The sequence below is a fragment of the Mycobacterium sp. genome, assembly GCF_965229265.1.
Classification (GTDB): domain Bacteria; phylum Actinomycetota; class Actinomycetes; order Mycobacteriales; family Mycobacteriaceae; genus Mycobacterium.
Map to the genome: position 1 here is coordinate 553,313 of NZ_CBDDIY010000012.1, position 17,571 is coordinate 570,883.

At 68.9% G+C, this 17,571-nt stretch carries 18 protein-coding genes; 11 read left to right on the forward strand and 7 right to left on the reverse strand.

Annotation, left to right across the window (positions count from 1 at the left end; translation table 11 throughout):
- Positions 1–3 precede the first annotated feature (3 nt).
- The gene (locus ADBZ9K_RS20375) at positions 4–366 is read right to left on the reverse strand and encodes a nuclear transport factor 2-like protein (RefSeq protein WP_526623640.1); all 363 of its coding nucleotides are present in this window, start codon (positions 364–366) and stop codon (positions 4–6) included.
- An 83-nt stretch (positions 367–449) separates the two neighbouring features.
- On the opposite strand from ADBZ9K_RS20375, the gene ADBZ9K_RS20380 reads away from it, so the two are divergent.
- A complete protein-coding gene (locus ADBZ9K_RS20380) occupies positions 450–1,367 on the forward strand; it encodes a LysR family transcriptional regulator (protein WP_526623642.1) in 918 nt (305 codons plus the stop codon).
- A 44-nt stretch (positions 1,368–1,411) separates the two neighbouring features.
- The gene (locus ADBZ9K_RS20385; RefSeq protein WP_526623644.1) at positions 1,412–2,182 is read left to right on the forward strand and encodes an alpha/beta hydrolase; all 771 of its coding nucleotides are present in this window, start codon (positions 1,412–1,414) and stop codon (positions 2,180–2,182) included.
- Positions 2,183–2,192: 10 nt separating this feature from the next.
- Here ADBZ9K_RS20385 and hsaB read toward each other — a convergent pair whose 3' ends face one another.
- The 4 genes from hsaB to hsaA are packed head-to-tail and all read right to left on the reverse strand — an operon-like array spanning position 2,193 to position 5,756.
- The gene (gene hsaB, locus ADBZ9K_RS20390; RefSeq protein WP_526623646.1) at positions 2,193–2,759 is read right to left on the reverse strand and encodes a 3-hydroxy-9,10-secoandrosta-1,3,5(10)-triene-9,17-dione monooxygenase reductase subunit; all 567 of its coding nucleotides are present in this window, start codon (positions 2,757–2,759) and stop codon (positions 2,193–2,195) included.
- A 1-nt stretch (position 2,760) separates the two neighbouring features.
- Positions 2,761–3,672 carry an iron-dependent extradiol dioxygenase HsaC gene (hsaC, locus tag ADBZ9K_RS20395; protein WP_526623648.1) on the reverse strand — a complete coding sequence of 304 codons (912 nt, stop codon included), beginning with the start codon at positions 3,670–3,672 and terminating at the stop codon, positions 2,761–2,763.
- The gene (gene hsaD / locus ADBZ9K_RS20400) at positions 3,669–4,559 is read right to left on the reverse strand and encodes a 4,5:9,10-diseco-3-hydroxy-5,9,17-trioxoandrosta-1(10),2-diene-4-oate hydrolase (RefSeq protein ID WP_526623649.1); all 891 of its coding nucleotides are present in this window, start codon (positions 4,557–4,559) and stop codon (positions 3,669–3,671) included. Before hsaD ends, hsaC begins: the two co-directional genes overlap by 4 nt.
- A 12-nt stretch (positions 4,560–4,571) precedes the next feature.
- Entirely contained in the window at positions 4,572–5,756 is a 1,185-nt protein-coding gene (gene hsaA / locus ADBZ9K_RS20405) for a 3-hydroxy-9,10-secoandrosta-1,3,5(10)-triene-9,17-dione monooxygenase oxygenase subunit (protein WP_526623651.1), read from the reverse strand.
- A 146-nt stretch (positions 5,757–5,902) separates the two neighbouring features.
- On the opposite strand from hsaA, the gene ADBZ9K_RS20410 reads away from it, so the two are divergent.
- Positions 5,903–6,970 carry a 2Fe-2S iron-sulfur cluster-binding protein gene (locus tag ADBZ9K_RS20410; RefSeq protein ID WP_526623652.1) on the forward strand — a complete coding sequence of 356 codons (1,068 nt, stop codon included), beginning with the start codon at positions 5,903–5,905 and terminating at the stop codon, positions 6,968–6,970.
- A gap of 18 nt (positions 6,971–6,988) precedes the next feature.
- Here ADBZ9K_RS20410 and ADBZ9K_RS20415 read toward each other — a convergent pair whose 3' ends face one another.
- Complete coding sequence (locus ADBZ9K_RS20415) at positions 6,989–9,106, reverse strand: acyl-CoA dehydrogenase family protein (protein ID WP_526623654.1); 2,118 nt, start codon at positions 9,104–9,106, stop codon at positions 6,989–6,991.
- Positions 9,107–9,314: 208 nt separating this feature from the next.
- On the opposite strand from ADBZ9K_RS20415, the gene kstR reads away from it, so the two are divergent.
- Positions 9,315–9,971 (forward strand): cholesterol catabolism transcriptional regulator KstR, encoded by a 657-nt coding sequence (gene kstR, locus ADBZ9K_RS20420; RefSeq protein WP_526623656.1) that lies wholly within the window; start codon positions 9,315–9,317, stop codon positions 9,969–9,971.
- A 6-nt stretch (positions 9,972–9,977) separates the two neighbouring features.
- A complete protein-coding gene (otsB, locus tag ADBZ9K_RS20425; RefSeq protein WP_526623658.1) occupies positions 9,978–10,748 on the forward strand; it encodes a trehalose-phosphatase in 771 nt (256 codons plus the stop codon).
- On the opposite strand, the gene ADBZ9K_RS20430 is transcribed toward otsB, so the two are convergent.
- Complete coding sequence (locus ADBZ9K_RS20430) at positions 10,745–11,845, reverse strand: Rv3575c family transcriptional regulator (protein ID WP_526623660.1); 1,101 nt, start codon at positions 11,843–11,845, stop codon at positions 10,745–10,747. The two genes, otsB and ADBZ9K_RS20430, sit on opposite strands and share 4 nt — an antisense overlap.
- Positions 11,846–11,922: 77 nt before the next feature.
- On the opposite strand from ADBZ9K_RS20430, the gene ADBZ9K_RS20435 reads away from it, so the two are divergent.
- From ADBZ9K_RS20435 to ADBZ9K_RS20460, 6 genes are read left to right on the forward strand one after another with little or no spacing between them, the layout of a single operon-like run.
- Complete coding sequence (locus ADBZ9K_RS20435; RefSeq protein ID WP_526623662.1) at positions 11,923–12,903, forward strand: metal ABC transporter solute-binding protein, Zn/Mn family; 981 nt, start codon at positions 11,923–11,925, stop codon at positions 12,901–12,903.
- Positions 12,904–12,912: 9 nt separating this feature from the next.
- Complete coding sequence (locus tag ADBZ9K_RS20440) at positions 12,913–13,725, forward strand: metal ABC transporter ATP-binding protein (RefSeq protein ID WP_526623664.1); 813 nt, start codon at positions 12,913–12,915, stop codon at positions 13,723–13,725.
- Positions 13,718–14,584: a metal ABC transporter permease gene (locus ADBZ9K_RS20445; protein ID WP_526623666.1), complete on the forward strand. Its 867-nt coding sequence runs from the start codon at positions 13,718–13,720 to the stop codon at positions 14,582–14,584. The genes ADBZ9K_RS20440 and ADBZ9K_RS20445 overlap by 8 nt, the downstream gene beginning before the upstream one ends.
- 31 nt (positions 14,585–14,615) lie before the next feature.
- A complete protein-coding gene (locus ADBZ9K_RS20450) occupies positions 14,616–15,374 on the forward strand; it encodes a LamB/YcsF family protein (protein WP_526623668.1) in 759 nt (252 codons plus the stop codon).
- Positions 15,374–16,303: an MBL fold metallo-hydrolase gene (locus tag ADBZ9K_RS20455; RefSeq protein WP_526623670.1), complete on the forward strand. Its 930-nt coding sequence runs from the start codon at positions 15,374–15,376 to the stop codon at positions 16,301–16,303. The genes ADBZ9K_RS20450 and ADBZ9K_RS20455 overlap by 1 nt, the downstream gene beginning before the upstream one ends.
- A gap of 28 nt (positions 16,304–16,331) precedes the next feature.
- The gene (locus ADBZ9K_RS20460) at positions 16,332–17,570 is read left to right on the forward strand and encodes an SLC13 family permease (protein WP_526623672.1); all 1,239 of its coding nucleotides are present in this window, start codon (positions 16,332–16,334) and stop codon (positions 17,568–17,570) included.
- Position 17,571: the final 1 nt, after the last annotated feature.

The window sequence follows — 17,571 nt, forward strand, 5'->3', positions numbered from 1 at the left end:
CGTTCAGGGCTCGATCACAAGTCGGCTGATCAGGCCGTCGTCCAGGGTGAACCGGTAGTGCAGATCGGCCACTGCACCCGGAAAATCACCTTCCAGGCGCTGGAGCACGTCGATGTGCGCCGCGTCCGTCGCAGTCGCTGCGATGAACTCGGTGGTGAAGGTGTACTCGCCACCCGCGTCGCGCAGCCAGAACCCGATCGCCTCCCGGCCATGGACGGTGTGGCCCTCGTCGGTCACCGCGGCGTCGGCGGTGAAGGTGCCGATCGCCGTGGCCGAATCCCGGGACCGGTGTGCGGTGAGGTATGTCCGGACCGCGCCAGGAAGCGTGTTCCAGGCCAGGATGCTGTCGCTGTTGTGCGTTGTCATACCGCCACGCTGGGCCCTCCCCCAGGGAGAGAGTCAAGCCCAGGACGCCACAATCGCAAGCAGGTTTCTGCGACCATGCAGCTATGTCTGTGCCGCCCGCACGGCCGAGCGCCGACGACCTGCTGGTGTTGCTGGCCGTCGGCCGATCGGGCCGGTTCGTGACCGCCGCCGAGGAGCTGGGGCTAAACCACACCACGATCTCGCGGCGGATCGCCGCGCTGGAGCAGACGCTCGGCGGCCGGGTGCTGGGCCGGGGCGCCGGAGGCTGGGAGTTGACCGATCTGGGGCGAGAAGCGCTGGTCGCCGCGGAGAGCATCGAGTCGGCGATGCGCGCGCTGGCCGCGGGCACCGACGGATCCCGCTCGCTGGAGGGGGTGGTGCGGCTGTCGGCCACCGACGGGTTCAGCGCCTACATCGCCGCGCCTGCCGCCGCCCAGATGCGGCGGCGCCACCCGGGGGTGACGGTCGAGATCGTCACCGCCACCCGCCGCGCCTCCCAGCAGCGCTCCGGCCTCGACATCGAGGTGGTGGTGGGCCGACCGCGGGTGCGCCGCGCTGTCGCCACCCGACTCGGCGACTACCGCCTCGGGCTCTACGGATCACACGTCTACCTCTCCCAGCACGGGTCCCCCGCCACCCTCGCTGAGCTGGCACACCACCGGCTGGTGTACTTCATCGACTCCATGCTGCAGGTCGACGATCTGGACCTGGCGTCGAGTTTCGTTCCGGCCATGCAGGAATCGGTGACGTCGACCAATGTCTTCGTCCACGTCGAGGCAACCCGGTCGGCCGCCGGCCTGGGGCTACTGCCCTGCTTCATGGCCGACCGTCACGACGACCTGGTCCGGGTGCTGCCCGACGTGGTGGCTGTCGACCTGAGCTACTGGCTGGTGGCGCGCGAAGAGACCCTGCGCCGGCCGGAGGTGGGGGCACTGGTCGAGGCGATCACGGTTCGCGTGCGCGAGATGGCCGGGGCACTGGCCGGAACCGGCGCGCGCTGAGCCTAAATCTTGCGACGCACCGCAACAGCTGGTGGGCTCATGGCATGCCCTTCATCGACCATGACCGCGGCCGCGCCTACTACCGGCACTGGGCCGCCGCCCAACCGCGAGCGGCCGTCATCTTCTTGCACGGGTTCGGCGAGCACACCGGCGTCTACCACCGGCTGGGTTTTTCCCTCAACGCCGCCGGCATCGACCTGTGGGCCGTCGACCAGTTCGGGCACGGCCTGTCCCCCGGCGCGCGCGGGGACTTCGGGACGCTCGAGGACAGCTCGGCACTTGCCGACTCGCTCACCACCCTGGCCGAGCAGGAGACGCCGGGAATTCCCCTTGTTGCACAAGGACATTCGTATGGGGCAGTGGTGACCCTGTTCCGCCTGCTCGACCAGCCCCAGCGCTACCGCGCCGGGATCGTCTCGGGAGCGCCGGTGGTCCCGGTGCCCGAACTGCTCGACACCGACACCTCGCTCGACCTCGACCCGCACTGGCTGTCCGGCGATCCGTTCTACCTCGACGCGATGGAGACCGACCCGCTGGCATTCGTCGAGGCCGACAGCGTGCCCCTGGCCCGGGAACTCGAGCGGGCCTGGGATCACTTCGGCGCGCAACTACCCAAGCTGACCGTACCGACCCTGGCCATCCACGGCGAACTCGACCCGATCGCCCCGGTGAGCGCACTACGTGCCTATGCCGACCAGATCGGGCCCCTGCGGCTGCGGGAGTTCCCGCGGGCCCACCACGACATCCTCAACGAAACGGTGCACCGTGAGGTGGCCGCGGCGATCATCGACTTCGTCGGCGAGCACACCCGCTGACGACGGCTCGCTAGAGCCAGGTGTCGGGGGTGGTGGCGGTGAGGAACGCCTCGAGGTCATCGCGCCACTGCGCCGGAGTGTTCTTGTCCGGTTCGATACCGGTGTACTCGCCGCGATAAAACAGCAGCGGCCTGGGCTTGACCTTCGGCACCTCCGAAAGGGAGTGCACCGCGCCAAAAACCACGAAATGGTCACCGCCGTCGTGCACCGAAGCCACCGTGCAGTCGATGTGCGCCAGCGATCCGTCCAGAATCGGGGAGCCCAGCGCGGAAGGCTGCCAACCGACACCGGCGAACTTGTCGGGCTCCTTCGAGCCGAACCGCGCGCAGACCTCGCGCTGCTGCTCGGTCAGCACGTTGACGCAGAACTTGCCGCTGGCCTCGATGGCCTGCCAGGACCGCGACACCTTCGTGGGACAGAACAGCACCAGCGGCGGATCCAAGGACAGCGCGGCGAAGGACTGGCAGGCGAAACCCACCGGTTGGTCCTCGTGAACGGTGGTGATGATCGTGATGCCGGTACAGAACTGCCCCAGCACATGCCGGAACGTGCGTGGGTCGATGGGGGCGGATGACATGTCAGCTGGTTCGGTGGGAGCCGACGGAGAAGTCGTGTCCCCACAAGCTCACCGCGGTGCTCTCCCGAGCGATCCAGCTGAGATCGTCTTCGACCTGCAGACCCTCACAACCGAATTCGACGTCGAACCCGCCGGGTGTCTTGATGTAGAACGACAGCATCTTGTCGTTGACGTGGCGCCCCAGGGTGGCCGACATCGGGACCTTGCGCCGCAACGCCCGATCCAGGCACAGCCCGACGTCGTCGCTGTTCTCCACCTCGAGCATCAGGTGCACGATGCCGGTCGGGTTGGGCAGTGGCAGGAACGCCAGGCTGTGGTGGCGCGGGTTGCATCCGAAGAACCGCAACCAGGCCGGTGGGCCGTCGGCGGGACGGCCGACGAGCTGTGGCGGCAGCCGCATCGAGTCACGCAGCTTGAACCCGAGCACATCCCGGTAGAAATGGGTGGACTCGGCGTCGTCCTTGGTGGTCAGAACCACGTGGCCCAGACCCTGCTCCTCGGTGACGAACCGGTGACCGTAGGGGCTCACCAGGCGACGGTGTTCCAGGGCCACCCCGTGGAAGACGTCCAAGACGTTTCCCGACGGATCCTCGAAGGTGATCATCTCGTCGACGCGGCGCTCGGCGAGCTCGGCGGCGCTGGCCTCCTTGTACGGGGTGCCCTCGGCTTCCAGCCGAGACCGGATGTCCTGCAGGCCAGCGGCATTGGCGGCTTCCCACCCTGACTGCAGCAGCCGGTCGCGCTCGCCGGGAATGATCACCAGCCGCGCCGGGTGTTCGTCCATCCGCAGATACAGCGCACCTTCGGTGGCCCCCGAGCCCTCGACCATGCCGAGCACCTTGAGGCCGTACTCCCGCCACGCGGCGACGTCGGTGGACTCGATCCGCAGATACCCCAGCGAACGAATACTCATGCCGCACCTCCGAGAAAATCAATGGTCAGCTTGTTGAACTCGTCGAACTTCTCCAACTGAGCCCAATGTCCACACTGCCCGAAAACGTGCAGTTGCACGCGCGGGATCTGTTTGAGGGCGACCAGCGCCCCGTCGAGCGGGTTGACCCGGTCTTCCCGGCCCCAGATCAGCAGTACCCGCTGCCGCAGCTTGTACACGTCGCGCCACATCATGCCGAGTTCGAAATCGGCTCCCGCGAAGGACTTTCCCATTGCCCGCGCGGCGGCCAGTGATTCGGGGGTGCTGGCGATCGCGAAACGCTCCTCGACCAGTTCCGGCGTGATCAGCTTCTGGTCCCAGACCATGATCCGCAGGAACTTCTCCATGTTCTCCCGGGTCGGGTCGGCGGTGAACCGGCCCAGTAATTTCACCCCTTCGGTGGGATCGGGCGCGAACAGATTCACCGACAGCCCACCGGGACCCATCAGCACCAGCCGGCCGGCCCGCTCGGGGTTGTCCAGGGCGAACCGCACGGCAGTGCCCCCACCCAGCGAGTTGCCCACCAAGGCGGCCCGCTCGATCCCGAGATGGTCGAACAGGTTGAGCAGAGCCGTTGCGCTGTAACGGTTGTACTGCTCGTGCTCGGCGTGCTTGTCGGACAGTCCGTAGCCGGGCTGGTCGACGGCGAGCACGTGGAAGTGCTCGGCCAGCACGCCGATGTTCTTGGCGAAGTTCGACCAGCTGGACGCACCGGGGCCGCCGCCGTGCAGGAGCACCACGGTCTGGGCGTTGCCGACACCGGCCTCGTGATAGTGCAGCCGCATGTCGGCACGCACCTGTGCGTAGCGCGACGTGGATTCGAACGTCAGCTCCCGCTGGTGTTCGGCTTCCTCGATGAAGGATGTCATCAGCGTGGCCAGTTAAACCATCGTGTCGCCGAGCGGCAGCCCGAACTCCTGGTTGCCGAACATCACGTAGGCACGTTCCGCGTCGTTGGCGGCGTGAACGCGCCCGGCATGGGCGTCACGCCAGAACCGTTGCAGCGGTGTGTCGATACCCAGCGCGGTGGCACCGGCGCTCTCGAAGAGCCGGTCGATGGCCGCGATCGCACGCTGGCTGGCCCGCACCTGATCACGGCGGGCGTTGGCGCGCAGCGACAGCGGAATGTCCTGGCCGGCACACAGCAGTGCGTACTCGTCGGCCAGATTGCCTGACAGCTGGCGCCAGGCCGCGTCGATGTCACTGGCCGCCTCGGCGATGCGGACCTTGGCGAAGGGATCATCCTTGGCCTTCTCGCCCGCGTAGGCGGCACGCACCCGCTTGCCCTGGTGCTCGATGTGTGCGGCATAGGCGCCGTAGGCCATTCCGACGATCGGCGTGGAGATCGTCGTGGGATGCATGGTGCCCCACGGCATCCGGTAGACGGGCGCGGTGTTCTGCTGCAGACCGGGCGCGGTCAGGTCACTCATGGCCTTGAAGGAGACGAACCGGTGCCGGGGCACGAACACATCCTTCATCACCAGGGTGTTGCTGCCGGTGCCCTTCAGGCCGACCACATGCCAGTCGTCCTCGATCTGATAGTCGCTGATCGGGATCAGGAAGCTACCGAAGTCGACCGGCCTGCCGTCCTTGATCACCGGGCCGCCGACGAACGTCCAGGTGGCGTGGTCGCATCCCGAGGACCAGTGCCAGGCTCCGTTGACGATGTAGCCGCCGTCGGTGACGACGCCGGCGCCCATCGGGGCGTAGGAGGATGAGATCCGGACCGTCGGGTCCTCACTCCACACGTCCTCCTGAGCTTGCTGCTCGAACTGCGCCAGGTGCCAGTTGTGCACACCCAGGATGCCGGCCACCCAGCCGGTCGACCCGCAGGCGCTGGCGACTCGGCGGACCGCCTCGTAGAACAGCGTCGGGTCGGTCTGCAGGCCGCCCCACTGCTCGGGCTGCAACAGCTTGAAGAAACCGACCTGATCGAGGTCGCTGATGGAGGCGTCGGGGATCCGGCGGAGGTCTTCGGTCTGCTGGGCGCGCTCGCGCAGTTTGGGGAGCAGCTCATCGATACCGGCTAGAACCGCCTGCGCGTCACGCTGTTGAATGGACGTCACTGCATGCCTCCCAGAGTGTGCGTTACTGGACCCAAGACTAGAACACGTTACGATTTGTGTCGAGCAGCGCGAGCCTGCGGCTGGTAGCGATATGTAATGGCATTTCTGTAACCTGTTCTAGTTCAGCTGAAGGAAGGCTAAGCAACGTGACGCAGGCTCCACTGGACGAGCCACTCGGCAGCCACGTGCTCGAGTTGGAAGTGACCGACGTGGTCGAGGAGACCGACGATTCCCGGTCGTTGGTGTTCGGCGTCCCGGCCGGCTCCGAGATCCCCGCCGAGCGGCTGCGCTACGCACCGGGCCAGTTCCTCACCCTGCGGATCCCCAGCGACCGGACCGGCTCGGTGGCGCGTTGCTACTCGCTGTGCAGCTCCCCCTTCACCGACGGCGCGCTGGCAGTCACGATCAAGCGCACCGTCGACGGTTACGCCTCCAACTGGCTGTGCGATCACGCCCACAAGGGCATGAAGATCCACGTGCTGGCGCCGTCGGGCACCTTCGTACCCAAGACGCTCGATGACGACTTCCTGCTGATCGCTGCGGGCAGCGGGATCACGCCGATGTTGTCCATCTGCAAGTCGGCACTCGCACAGGGCAGTGGCCAGGTCACCTTGCTCTACGCCAACCGTGACGAACGGTCGGTCATCTTCGCCAGCGCTCTTCGCGAGCTGGCCGCCAAGTACCCGGACCGGCTGACCGTCGTGCACTGGCTGGAGTCGGTGCAGGGTTTGCCCAGCACCCCGGCGCTGAGCAGGCTGATGGCCCCCTACACCGACCGGCAGGCCTTCATCTGCGGGCCAGGTCCGTTCATGCAGGCCGCCGAGGCGGCCCTGGACGCGCTGTCGGTGCCGACCAAACAGGTGCACATCGAGGTGTTCCGGTCGCTGGAAACCGATCCGTTCGCGGCGGTGACGATCACCGACGACGGCGACGAACCGCCGGCCACCGCCGTCGTCGAACTCGACGGGCAGACCCACACCGTGCCCTGGCCGCGCAGCGCCATGCTGCTCGACGTGCTGCTCGACAAGGGCCTGGACGTGCCCTTCTCGTGCCGCGAAGGACACTGCGGTGCGTGCGCGGTGGTCAAGCGCAGCGGCGAGGTGGCAATGGACGTCAACGACGTCCTCGAGCCCAGCGATATCGCCGAGGGCCTGATCCTGGCCTGCCAGGCGCGGCCGACCTCCGATTCGGTCGACGTCACCTACGACGAGTAGGCCGCCGGCCCGCCCGCCTCAGCGCGGGAGACCGAGCAGCCGTTCCCCGGCCATGGTGAGCAGGATCTGCTCGGTGCCGCCGGCGATGGTCAGGCAGCGGGTGTTGAGGAAGTCGTGGACGAAGGCGTCGATGACGAGCCCGCCGGACTCGGAGAGCTCCAGGCGGAACTCCGCCAGCTCCTGACGGTGTCGCACGCCGATCAGCTTGCGGGCGCTGGCTTCTGCGCTGGTGTCCTGACCGCCGACGGCGAGCTGGGCGATGCGCTTGTCGAGCAGAGCGCCCGTTTGCGCGGACAGGATCAGGCTGCTCATCCGGTCCTGCAAGGCCGTATCCAGCTCGCGCGCGGCCACCGCGCGCAGCATCTCCTCCATCGGGTTGCCCAGCGCAGTGCCCTGGGCCATCGCGACCCGCTCGTTGGCCAGGGTGGTGCGCGCCAGCCGCCACCCGTCGTTGACGGTGCCGACCACCATCTCGTCGGGGACGAAGACGTCGTCGAAGAACACCTCGTTGAACAGCTCGTCACCGGTGATCTCCCGCAGCGGGCGGATCACGATGCCCGGCGTGCGCATGTCGACGAGGAAGTAGGTGATGCCCTTGTGCTTGGGCGCCTCGGCATCCGTTCTGGCCAGGCACACCCCCCAGTGCGCCTTCTGCGCGGCCGACGTCCACACCTTCTGACCGGTGAGCTTCCAACCGCCTTCGACCCGAACGGCTTTCGTGCGCAGCGAGGCCAGGTCCGAGCCGGCGCCGGGCTCACTGAACAGCTGGCACCAAATCAGCTCGCCGCGCAGGGTGGCCGGCACGAAACGGGCGATCTGCTCGGGCGTCCCGCCCTCCAGAATCGTGGGCACCGCCCACCAGCCGATGACCAGGTCCGGGCGCGCCACCCCGGCGGCGGCGAGCTCGGCGTCGATGAGTAGCTGTTCGGCCGGCGACGCCTCGCGGCCGTGGGGCTTGGGCCAGTGCGGTGCCAGCAAGCCGTTGTCGGCCAGCGCGGGCTGACGCTGCTCGACCGGCAGCGCGGCCACCTGGGCAACCGCGGCGGCGATCTCGGGCTGCAGATGAGCCACCGAATCCAGGTCGATGTGCAGTTCGCGGCGCACCCCGTCGAGCGTCAACGACCCGACCCGGCGCAGCCACGTCGACCGGCCGCCGAGGAACTGCCCGATGCTGTAGGCCCGGCGCAGGTAGAGGTGGGCGTCGTGCTCCCAGGTGATGCCAATCCCGCCGAGCACCTGGATGCAGTCCTTGGCGTTGGCCTGCGCGGCCCCGATGCCGACCGCGGCGGCCAGCGCGGCCGCGATCGAGAGCTGCTGGTCGGCGACATCGGATGCCGCGCTCGCCGCGGCGGCCGCGGCGTCGGCGGCGGCGACCGCGGCTTGCTGGGAACGCAACAGCATTTCGGCGCACATGTGCTTGATGGCCTGGAAGCTGCCGATCGGCTTGCCGAACTGCTCGCGGACCTTGGCGTATTCGGTGGCGGTGTCCAGGGTCCAGCGGGCCAGGCCGGCGGTCTCGGCGGCCAGCACCGTGGCGGTCAGGTCTTCGAAGCGGCGCCGCGAGACAGCCAGCGCCGTCGCCGGTGCAGCGTCCAGGCTCACCCGGGCAAGGGGACGGGAGAAGTCGGTTGCCGCCAGCGGCTCGACCGTCACACCGTCGCCGGCGGCGTCGACCACGACGACGCCCTCCCCGACCGGCAGCAGCAGCACACCGGCGCTATCGGCACCCAGCACGTACTCGGCGGTGCCCGACACCCGGCCATTCTGCTCAGCGAGATTCCCGGTCAGCGCCACACCGGCGGTGGTCTCCCCAGAGGCCAGCGCCTCGAGCAGATCCGGGTCGGCGATCACGAGCGTGGCCAGTGCCGTCGACGCCACCGGCCCGGGGATCAGCGCACGGGCGGCTTCCTCGACCATGGCGCAGAGGTCCTCTACGGAACCGCCGGCCCCACCGGCCTCCTCGGCGACCGCGACGCCGAACAGCCCCAGCTCGGCCAGCCCGCGGTACACCGGACGCCACGCCTGCGGCGTGCCCTGTTCCACGTCGCGCACGGCGGCGGGGGCGCCGACAGAGGCCGCCCAACTCCGGACCAAATCGCGCGCGGCAAACTGTTCGTCGGTGATGGTCGCAGACACCGCGGGCTCCTAGGCTCAGGGACAAGGGCTCTGGAATAAATCTCGTAGGCCCACTAGAACGTGTTCTAATAGTGCCAGCGATCACCAGTCAAGTCGACCGGCATCGCAGCAGGACACTCGGCTGTCCCGGGGGATGGAGCGGCGCGCAAAGCAGTGTGGCGATGCGTATCGTTTTCTCGTGACCGCCCACGGAAGGAGCTGACCGGCCATGTCATCGCCAGCGCAGAAGTCATCGGCCGGCTCGCAACCGCGTGAAGTTTTGCCGGTTTCCGTCCTCGCCGAATCCGAACTCGGCTCAGAAGCTCAGCGTGAGCGCCGCAAGCGCATCCTCGACGCGACGATGGCCATCGCCTCCAAAGGCGGCTACGAGGCCGTTCAGATGCGTGCGGTCGCCGACCGCGCCGACGTCGCGGTCGGCACTCTCTACCGCTACTTCCCGTCGAAGGTGCACCTGCTGGTTTCGGCGCTGGCCCGCGAGTTCGAACGCATCGACGCCAAGACCGACCGGTCGGCCGTCGCCGGCGGCACGCCGTTCCAGCGGCTGAACTTCATGGTCGGCAAGCTGAACCGGGCGATGCAGCGCAATCCGCTGTTGACTGAGGCCATGACGCGGGCATACGTGTTCGCCGACGCCTCGGCCGCCGGTGAAGTTGATCACGTCGAGAAGATCATCGACAGCATGTTCGCCCGCGCCATGAGCGACGGTGAACCGACCGAAGACCAGTACCACATCGCCCGCGTCATCTCCGATGTGTGGCTGTCGAATCTGCTGGCGTGGCTGACGCGGCGGGCCTCGGCCACCGACGTCAGCAAACGTCTGGACCTCGCAGTGCGGCTGCTGATCGGCGACGAAGGCCAGCCGTAGGTCTTCGTGCCTGAGCTTCCGCAGGATCTACACCGGGCGCTGACCGACGTCGCGCAGGTCCGGTACCTGTTGGTGGCCTCCGACTTCGACGGCACGATCGCCCCGATCGTGTCCAACCCGGCCGACGCGCGCCCCCTCCCCGCGGCGGCCGATGCCCTCGGCGCCCTGGCGGCGCTGCGCTCCACCAGTGCCGCCCTGATCTCCGGGCGGGCCTTGCGTGACCTCAACGTGCTCTCCGGCGCCCCGGCCAGCGTTCACCTGGTCGGCAGTCACGGCTCGGAATTCGACGCCGACTTCCTCGACGCGGTCGACGAGTCGGCCAAGGCCCTGCTGACCGATCTCGAACAGACCATGGCCGGGCTGGCGCAGCGCTACCCGGGCGCGACCATCGAGACCAAACCGGTCAGCGTCGCCTTCCACGTCCGCAATGCCGCGCCCGAGCACGCTCAGGAGGCCCTCGATGCCGCGCTGGCAGCGGTGCGCGACTGGGATGTGCACGTCACCGAGGGCAAGGCGGTCCGGGAGTTCGCGGTGATCGACACCGACAAGGGCGCGGCGCTGGAGCTGTTGCGCCAGCGGGACGACGCCGACGCGATCGTGTTCTTCGGCGACGATGTCACCGACGAGAAGGCCTTCAGCCGGCTCGACGCGACCGATGTCGGCGTCAAGGTCGGGTCGGGTGACACCCGTGCCGGCTACCGCGTCGAGACCCCCGACGACGTCGCCACGGCCCTGCAATTCCTACACGACGCCCGTCGGCGGTGGCTGGCCCGCTAGCCGGGCGGGCCCGCGGTGCGCCCGCGCACCAGTTCGGTGGGCAGCACGTCGATCACCGGAAGTCCGTCGCGCGGTGGGTTGTGCAGCAACCGACCGGCGCGCTTACCCTTCTCCAGGCTCGGCTGCGACACCGTGGTCAAGCCCCGGCTCAGCGCATCGGGAATGCCGTCGAATCCGGTGACGGTCATCTGGCCGGGCACGTAGATGCCATGCGCGCGAAGGAAATCCATCGCCGAGAGCGCGAGTACGTCGGCGGTGCACATCAAGGCCGTGATGCGCGGATTGGCCTGGAGGGCCAGCTCGGCGGCCACCGCCCCCGAGGCCGGCCGGTGCTCGTAGCTCTCGACGATGGTCAGCGCGTCGCGATCCAGTCCGGCGGCGATCATCGCGTCCCGGACACCGGCGATGCGCTCGCTCTGCGCATGAAACCGCGAACTGCGCAGCCGGTCGTCGGTGACCACCCCGGCCGTCTGATCGCCGGCACCCCGCTCGGCGCCCAGGCGCATGGTGAGCAGCCCGATCTCGTGGTGGCCCAGACCGATGACATAGTCGGCCAGCTCGCGCATGGCCGCGCGGTCGTCGATACAGACCCGCGAGACGCCGGGAACGTCCCGGGGCTGGTCGACGACGACGACCGGCACCTGCCGCTCCAACACCGTCTGCAGGTATGGGTCGTCGTCGGCGGCGGCGTACACGACGAAACCGTCCACCCCGGCGGCCAGCACCGCACTCGTGCCGTCGGTCAGACTCCGGCCCGGCCCGGCCGCAACGAGTAACAGGCCCTGCCCCGCCTCTTCACACGATTCAGCAAGTCCGGCAACGAAATTCAGCGCGGCAGGATCACTGAACGCGTAGGTCAGCGGCTCGGTGATCACCAGGCCGACCGCACCGGCCCGGCGGGTCCGCAGCGAGCGGGCCACCGGGTCAGGTCCGGGATACCCCAGCCGCTTCGCGGTGGCCAGCACCCGGTCACGCAGATCGGCCGACAACTGGTCGGGCCGGTTGTAGGCATTGGAGATCGTGGTCCGCGAAACCTTGAGCTCGGCGGCCAATGAGGCCAGGGTGGCCCGGCGCCGCGGCGCGGGACTTCTGGACATGCTCCGTGAGGCTAGCGCATCGACTTGCGTTCACCGGGGCCTGATGGCATAGATTCTATTGGAAACGGTTTTCATTTATGGGAATTGGTGAATCGAGAGGAGCGATCGTGCGCGTTGCCGCGATCCGAATTGCCGCCGCCGCCTCGACGCTGGCGCTGGCAGCCGGGCTGAGCGCGTGCAGCAGTGGCGACACCTCGCCTGCCAACACCTCGGCCGGTAACACCTCGCCCGGCACCGCGACAGGCGCGACGCCGACCGTCGTCGCCTCAACCGACGTGTGGGGCAGCGTCGCTCAGGCCGTCGCCGGCGATCACGCCACGGTGACGTCGATCATCACCAGCGCCTCCGCCGATCCGCACTCCTTCGAGGCCAGCCCCGCGAACGCGGCCGCCATCGCCGACGCCTCGCTGGTGGTCTACAACGGCGGCGGCTACGACCACTGGGTCGATGACGTGCTGTCCAGTCATCCCGGCGTGGCTTCGATCGACGCCTACTCGCTGCTGCAGGCTCCCCCGGGTGAACCCCAGCCGGCCAACGAACACGTCTTCTACGACCTGGACACGGCCAAGGCGGTAGCCGCCAAGATCGCCGACCGGCTCGCCCAGGACGATCCCACCCACGCCGCCGACTACCAGGCCAACGCCGCGGCCTTCGACCGCAGTGTGGACGGCATCGCCCAGACCGAGCGGGCCATCGGCACCGCCCACCCGGGTGCGGCGGTCGCCGCGACCGAACCCGGCGCGCACTACCTGCTGGTCGCCGCCGGGCTGACCGACAAGACACCCGAAGGCTTCACCGCCGCCGTCGAGCAGGACACCGACCCCGCACCCGTCGACGTGGCCGCCATGCTGGACCTGATCAGCCATCGCGAGGTCGCCGCCGTGGTGTTCAACGACCAGACCATCACCGAGGTGACCAAGCAGGTTCGGGCCGCGGCGCAGAGCGCGGGAGTGCCCGTCGTCACCGTGACCGAGACACTGCCCGCGGGCAGTGATTACCTCACCTGGCAGCGCGATACCGCCAACCGGTTGAGCACCGCATTGCAGCAGAACCGATAATCACTGCTTGTGGCTGACCAGATCGTCTGCTTGTCGGGTGCGCGGTTGGCCTTCGGCGACCGAGTGCTGTGGGATCACCTCGACCTGGAGGTGGCCGCCGGCGAGTTCATCGCCATCCTCGGACCCAACGGCACCGGGAAGACGTCACTGTTCCGGGTCCTGCTGGGGCAGCTGCCACTGAGCGCAGGCACGGCCACGATCCAGGGCCGCCCGATCGAGGCGGGCAGCGAGCGGATCGGCTACGTGCCGCAGCACCGGTCGGTCGACCGCGGTCTGAGCCTGCGCGGTCGCGACCTGGTCCGCCTCGGGGTGGACGGTCATCGCTGGGGCGTCGGGGCGCTCAACCCGCGCGAGCGAACCCACCGGCGCGAGGTCGTCGAGCGGGCGATGGCCCAGGTACACGCGCTCAAACTGGCGAAGGTTCCGGTCGGCGTGATGTCCGGCGGGGAGCTGCAGCGGGTGCGCATCGCCCAGGCCCTGGCCAGCGACCCGGTGCTGCTGCTGTGCGACGAGCCGCTACTGAACCTCGATCCGGCCAGCGCCCGGCTGGTCGCCAAGCTCATCGACCGCCGCCGCCGTTCGGGCACCGCCGTGATGTTCGTGACCCACGAGGTCAATCCGGTGCTGCCCTACGTCGACCGGGTGCTCTACCTGGTCGACGGCCGCTTCCGGATCGGCACCGTGGCCGAGGTGATGACCTCCGAGACGCTGTCCGAGCTCTACCAGGCCGACATTCAGGTGGTGCAGGTCGGCGACCGCTACGTCGTGGTCGGCGAACACTTCGACCACTCCGGCCACCCCCACGGGCACACCAATGAATGACCGATTCGCTCATCTGCTGAGCAACCTGTTCTCCTTCCACGTCACCGCGGACCTGCTCGGCCGGGACTTCGTACAGCAGGCCCTGATCGCGGCTGCGCTGCTGGCGCTGGTGGCCGGGCTGATCGGGCCGTTCATCGTGATGCGGCAGATGTCGTTCGCCGTGCACGGGTCCAGCGAGCTGTCCCTGACCGGCGCGGCCTTCGCGCTGCTGGCCGGCTTCAACGTCGGGCTTGGCGCACTGGTCGGCAGCGCACTGGCGGCCATCCTGTTCGGCATCCTGGGCCAGCGGGCCCGCGAACGCGACTCGGCGATCGGCGTGGTGCTGGCCTTCGGCCTCGGGATGGCGGTGCTGTTCATCCACCTCTACCCGGGCCGTGCCGGCACCAGCTTCGCACTGCTGACCGGGCAGATCGTCGGCGTCGGATACTCCGGGCTGGCGCTGCTAGTGGGGGTCACGGTGTTGGTGGTGGGTGTGCTGGCGGTGAGCTACCGCCCCCTGCTGTTCGCCACTGCCGACCCGGAAGTGGCTGCCGCGCGCGGTGTTCCGGTGCGGGCGCTGGGCATCGTGTTCGCCGCGCTGGTCGGCGTCGTGGCCGCCCAGGGCGTGCAGATCGTCGGCGCGCTGCTGGTGATGTCGCTGCTGATCACACCGGCGGCCGCGGCCGCCCGGGTATTCAGTTCACCGGCCGCGGTGATCGCGGCGTCGGTGGTGTTCGCCGAACTGTCCGCGGTGGCCGGCATCGTCTTGTCACTGGCCCCCGGCGTCCCGGTGTCGGTGTTCGTCACCACGATCTCGTTCGTCATCTACCTGGTGTGCTGGGCGGTCAGCCGCCGCCACCACGACCCCGCGGCGGCCTGATCCCACGGTCATCGACTACTACGCTGGCGTGGTGGCGTCGGTCGACCTGAACGCGGATCTGGGCGAGGGCTTCGGGGTATGGGAGCTCGGCGACGACGCCGCCATGCTCGACATCGTCACCAGCGCCAACCTGGCCTGCGGTTTCCACGCCGGAAACCCCTTCGGGCTGGCGCAAACCACCCGGGCGGCCGCCCAGCGCGGCGTGCGCATCGGAGCGCAGGTGAGCTACCTCGACCTCGCCGGGTTCGGGCGACGCTTCATCGACGTGGCGCCACCCGAGCTGACCGCCGAGGTGATCTACCAGATCGGCGCGCTCCAGGCGCTGGCCCGCGTCGCCGGATCCGATGTCGGCTACGTAAAACCCCACGGCGCGCTGTACAACGCCATCGCCACCCACCGCGAGCAAGCCCGCGCCGTCGCCGAGGCGGTGCACGCCGTCGACCCGGGCCTGCCCGTTCTGGGCCTGGCCGGGTCGGTGTTCTTCGAGGAAGCGCAGCGCCTGGGGCTGCGCACCGTGGCCGAGGCGTTCGCCGACCGCGCCTACCGTCCGGACGGCCAGCTGGTGTCCCGCCGCGACGAAGGCGCCGTCCTGCACGATCCCGGGCAGATCGCCGAGCGGGTGATCCGGATGGTGGAGTCCGGACGGGTGCTCGCCGTTGACGGATCGACGATCGATGTGCGCGTGGAATCGGTGTGCGTGCACGGTGATTCACCGGGTGCCGTTCAGATCGCAACGGCGGTTCGCGAGCGCCTGCTGGCCAATGGCGTGCACTTGGCGGCGTTCATCTGATGCGGCTCAAACTCGGCAGACCCGACATCGCCGACTACCGCGAGCGCTTCGACATGCCCGATGCCGACCCGGACGCCGCGCTGGCGGTCACCTGGCTCGGGGTGTCGACCCTGCTCGTCGACGACGGCACCACGGCGGTGCTGACCGACGGGTTCTTCTCCCGCCCGTCACTGCTCGACGTCGGCCTGCGCCGGCTGAGCCCCTCGGTGGCTCGAATCGACTATTGCCTGAACCGGGCCAACGTCAACCGGTTGGCCGCGGTGCTGCCCGTGCACAGCCACTACGACCATGCCATGGACGCCGCGGTCGTGGCCGCGCGCACCGGGGCGCGGCTGATCGGCGGCGAGTCGACCGCCAATATCGCTCGTGGACAAGGTCTTTCGTCCGACCGCATCGTGGTGGCGACTCCGGGTGAGGCGCTGGACCTCGGACCGTTCAGGGTGACGTTGATCGAATCGCACCACTGCCCGCCGGATCGCTTCCCCGGCCCGATCACCAAGCCCGTGGTCCCGCCGGCCAAAGCCTCGGCGTACCGCTGCGGCGAGACCTGGTCCACCCTGATCGAACACACCCCCAGCGCCCGGCACCTGCTGATCCAGGGCAGCGCGGGGTTCCTGCCCAACGCACTGACCGGGCGTCGCGCCGAGGTCACCTATCTGGGTGTTGGCCAACTCGGTCTGCAACCGGAGGACTACCTGGTGGACTACTGGGAGCACACCGTGCTTGCCGTCGGCGCCCGGCGGGTCACGCTGATCCACTGGGACGACTTCTTCCGCCCGCTCACCGAGCCGATACTGGCCATTCCGTACGCCGGCGACGACCTGCACACCACCATGCGGGTGCTCTCCCGACTGGCCCAGCGCGACGGTGTGGCGCTGCACCTGCCGACGGTGTGGCAGCGCACCGACCCGTGGGCCGACCCCGCGTGAACCTGCCCGCTGCAGCCGAGGCAACTCTATGTTGATCGTCGCCCTGCTGGCGCTGCTGGTGGTGCTTGTCTTCGCCATTGCACGACCGGCCGGCCTGTCGGAGGCGGTGGTGGCCGTCCCGGCCGCTGTCCTGGTCATCGTCATCGGTGCGGTGTCGACCGCCGATGCCGCCGCCGAGGTCGCCCGGATGCTGCCGGTGGTCGGATTCCTGGCCGCCGTGCTGGTGCTGGCCAGCTTGTGCGACGACGAGGGTTTGTTCCAGGCCGCCGGTGCGTGGATGGCGCGCACCAGCAACGGCCGGCCGCGCCGGCTGCTCGGGCAGGTGTTCCTGATCGCGGCCGCCACCACCGCGGTCCTGAGTCTGGACGCCACGGTGGTTCTGCTGACCCCGGTGGTGCTGGCCACCGTGCGGGCAATGCGGGTGCCGGCCCGCGCGCACCTCTACGCCACCGCGCACCTGTCCAACACCGCCTCGCTGCTGCTGCCGGTGTCCAACCTGACCAACCTGCTCGCGTTCAGCGCCGCCGGGCTGTCATTCACCCGGTTCAGCGTGCTGATGGCCGCGCCGTGGCTGGCGGCGGTGGCCGTCGAGTACGCGGTGCTGCGCTGGGTGTTTCGTCGCGACCTGTCCGACGGACAGCCCGAAACGCCCCCACCCCGCGCGGATAACCCGGTGTTCGTGCTCGTCGTTCTGGCCTTGACGCTGGCCGGTTTCGCGGTGACATCCTTGCTGGGTCTGTCACCGGCGTGGGCCGCGTTGGTCGGTGCTGTGGTGCTGGGTGTGCGGTCACTGGCCCAGCGGCGCAGCACCGTCGGTGGCATCGCGCGGTCGGCCAACGTGGGATTCCTGGTGTTCGTGCTCGCACTGGCCGTGGTGGTCAAGGCGGTGATGGTCAACGGGCTCGATACCGCGGCCCGTGACCTGCTGCCCGCGGGCAGCGGGCTGGTGGCACTGCTGGGCATCGCCGCCTTCGCCGCGGTGCTGGCAGGCGTCGTCAACAACCTGCCCGCCGTTCTGGTGTTGCTGCCGCTGGTGACCGGCAGCGGACCGGCCGCGGTGCTGGCGGTGTTGATCGGGGTGAACATCGGGCCGAACCTGACCTATGTCGGGTCGCTGGCCAACTTGCTGTGGCGCCGCGTGCTGCACCAGCAGGGTGAGCCGACCAGCGTGCGCGAGTTCACCTGGCTGGGCGCGCTGACCGTCCCGGCCTGCGTGGTGGTCGCCGTGGTTGCCTTGTGGGCCGGGGTGCGCCTGATCGGCGTGTGAC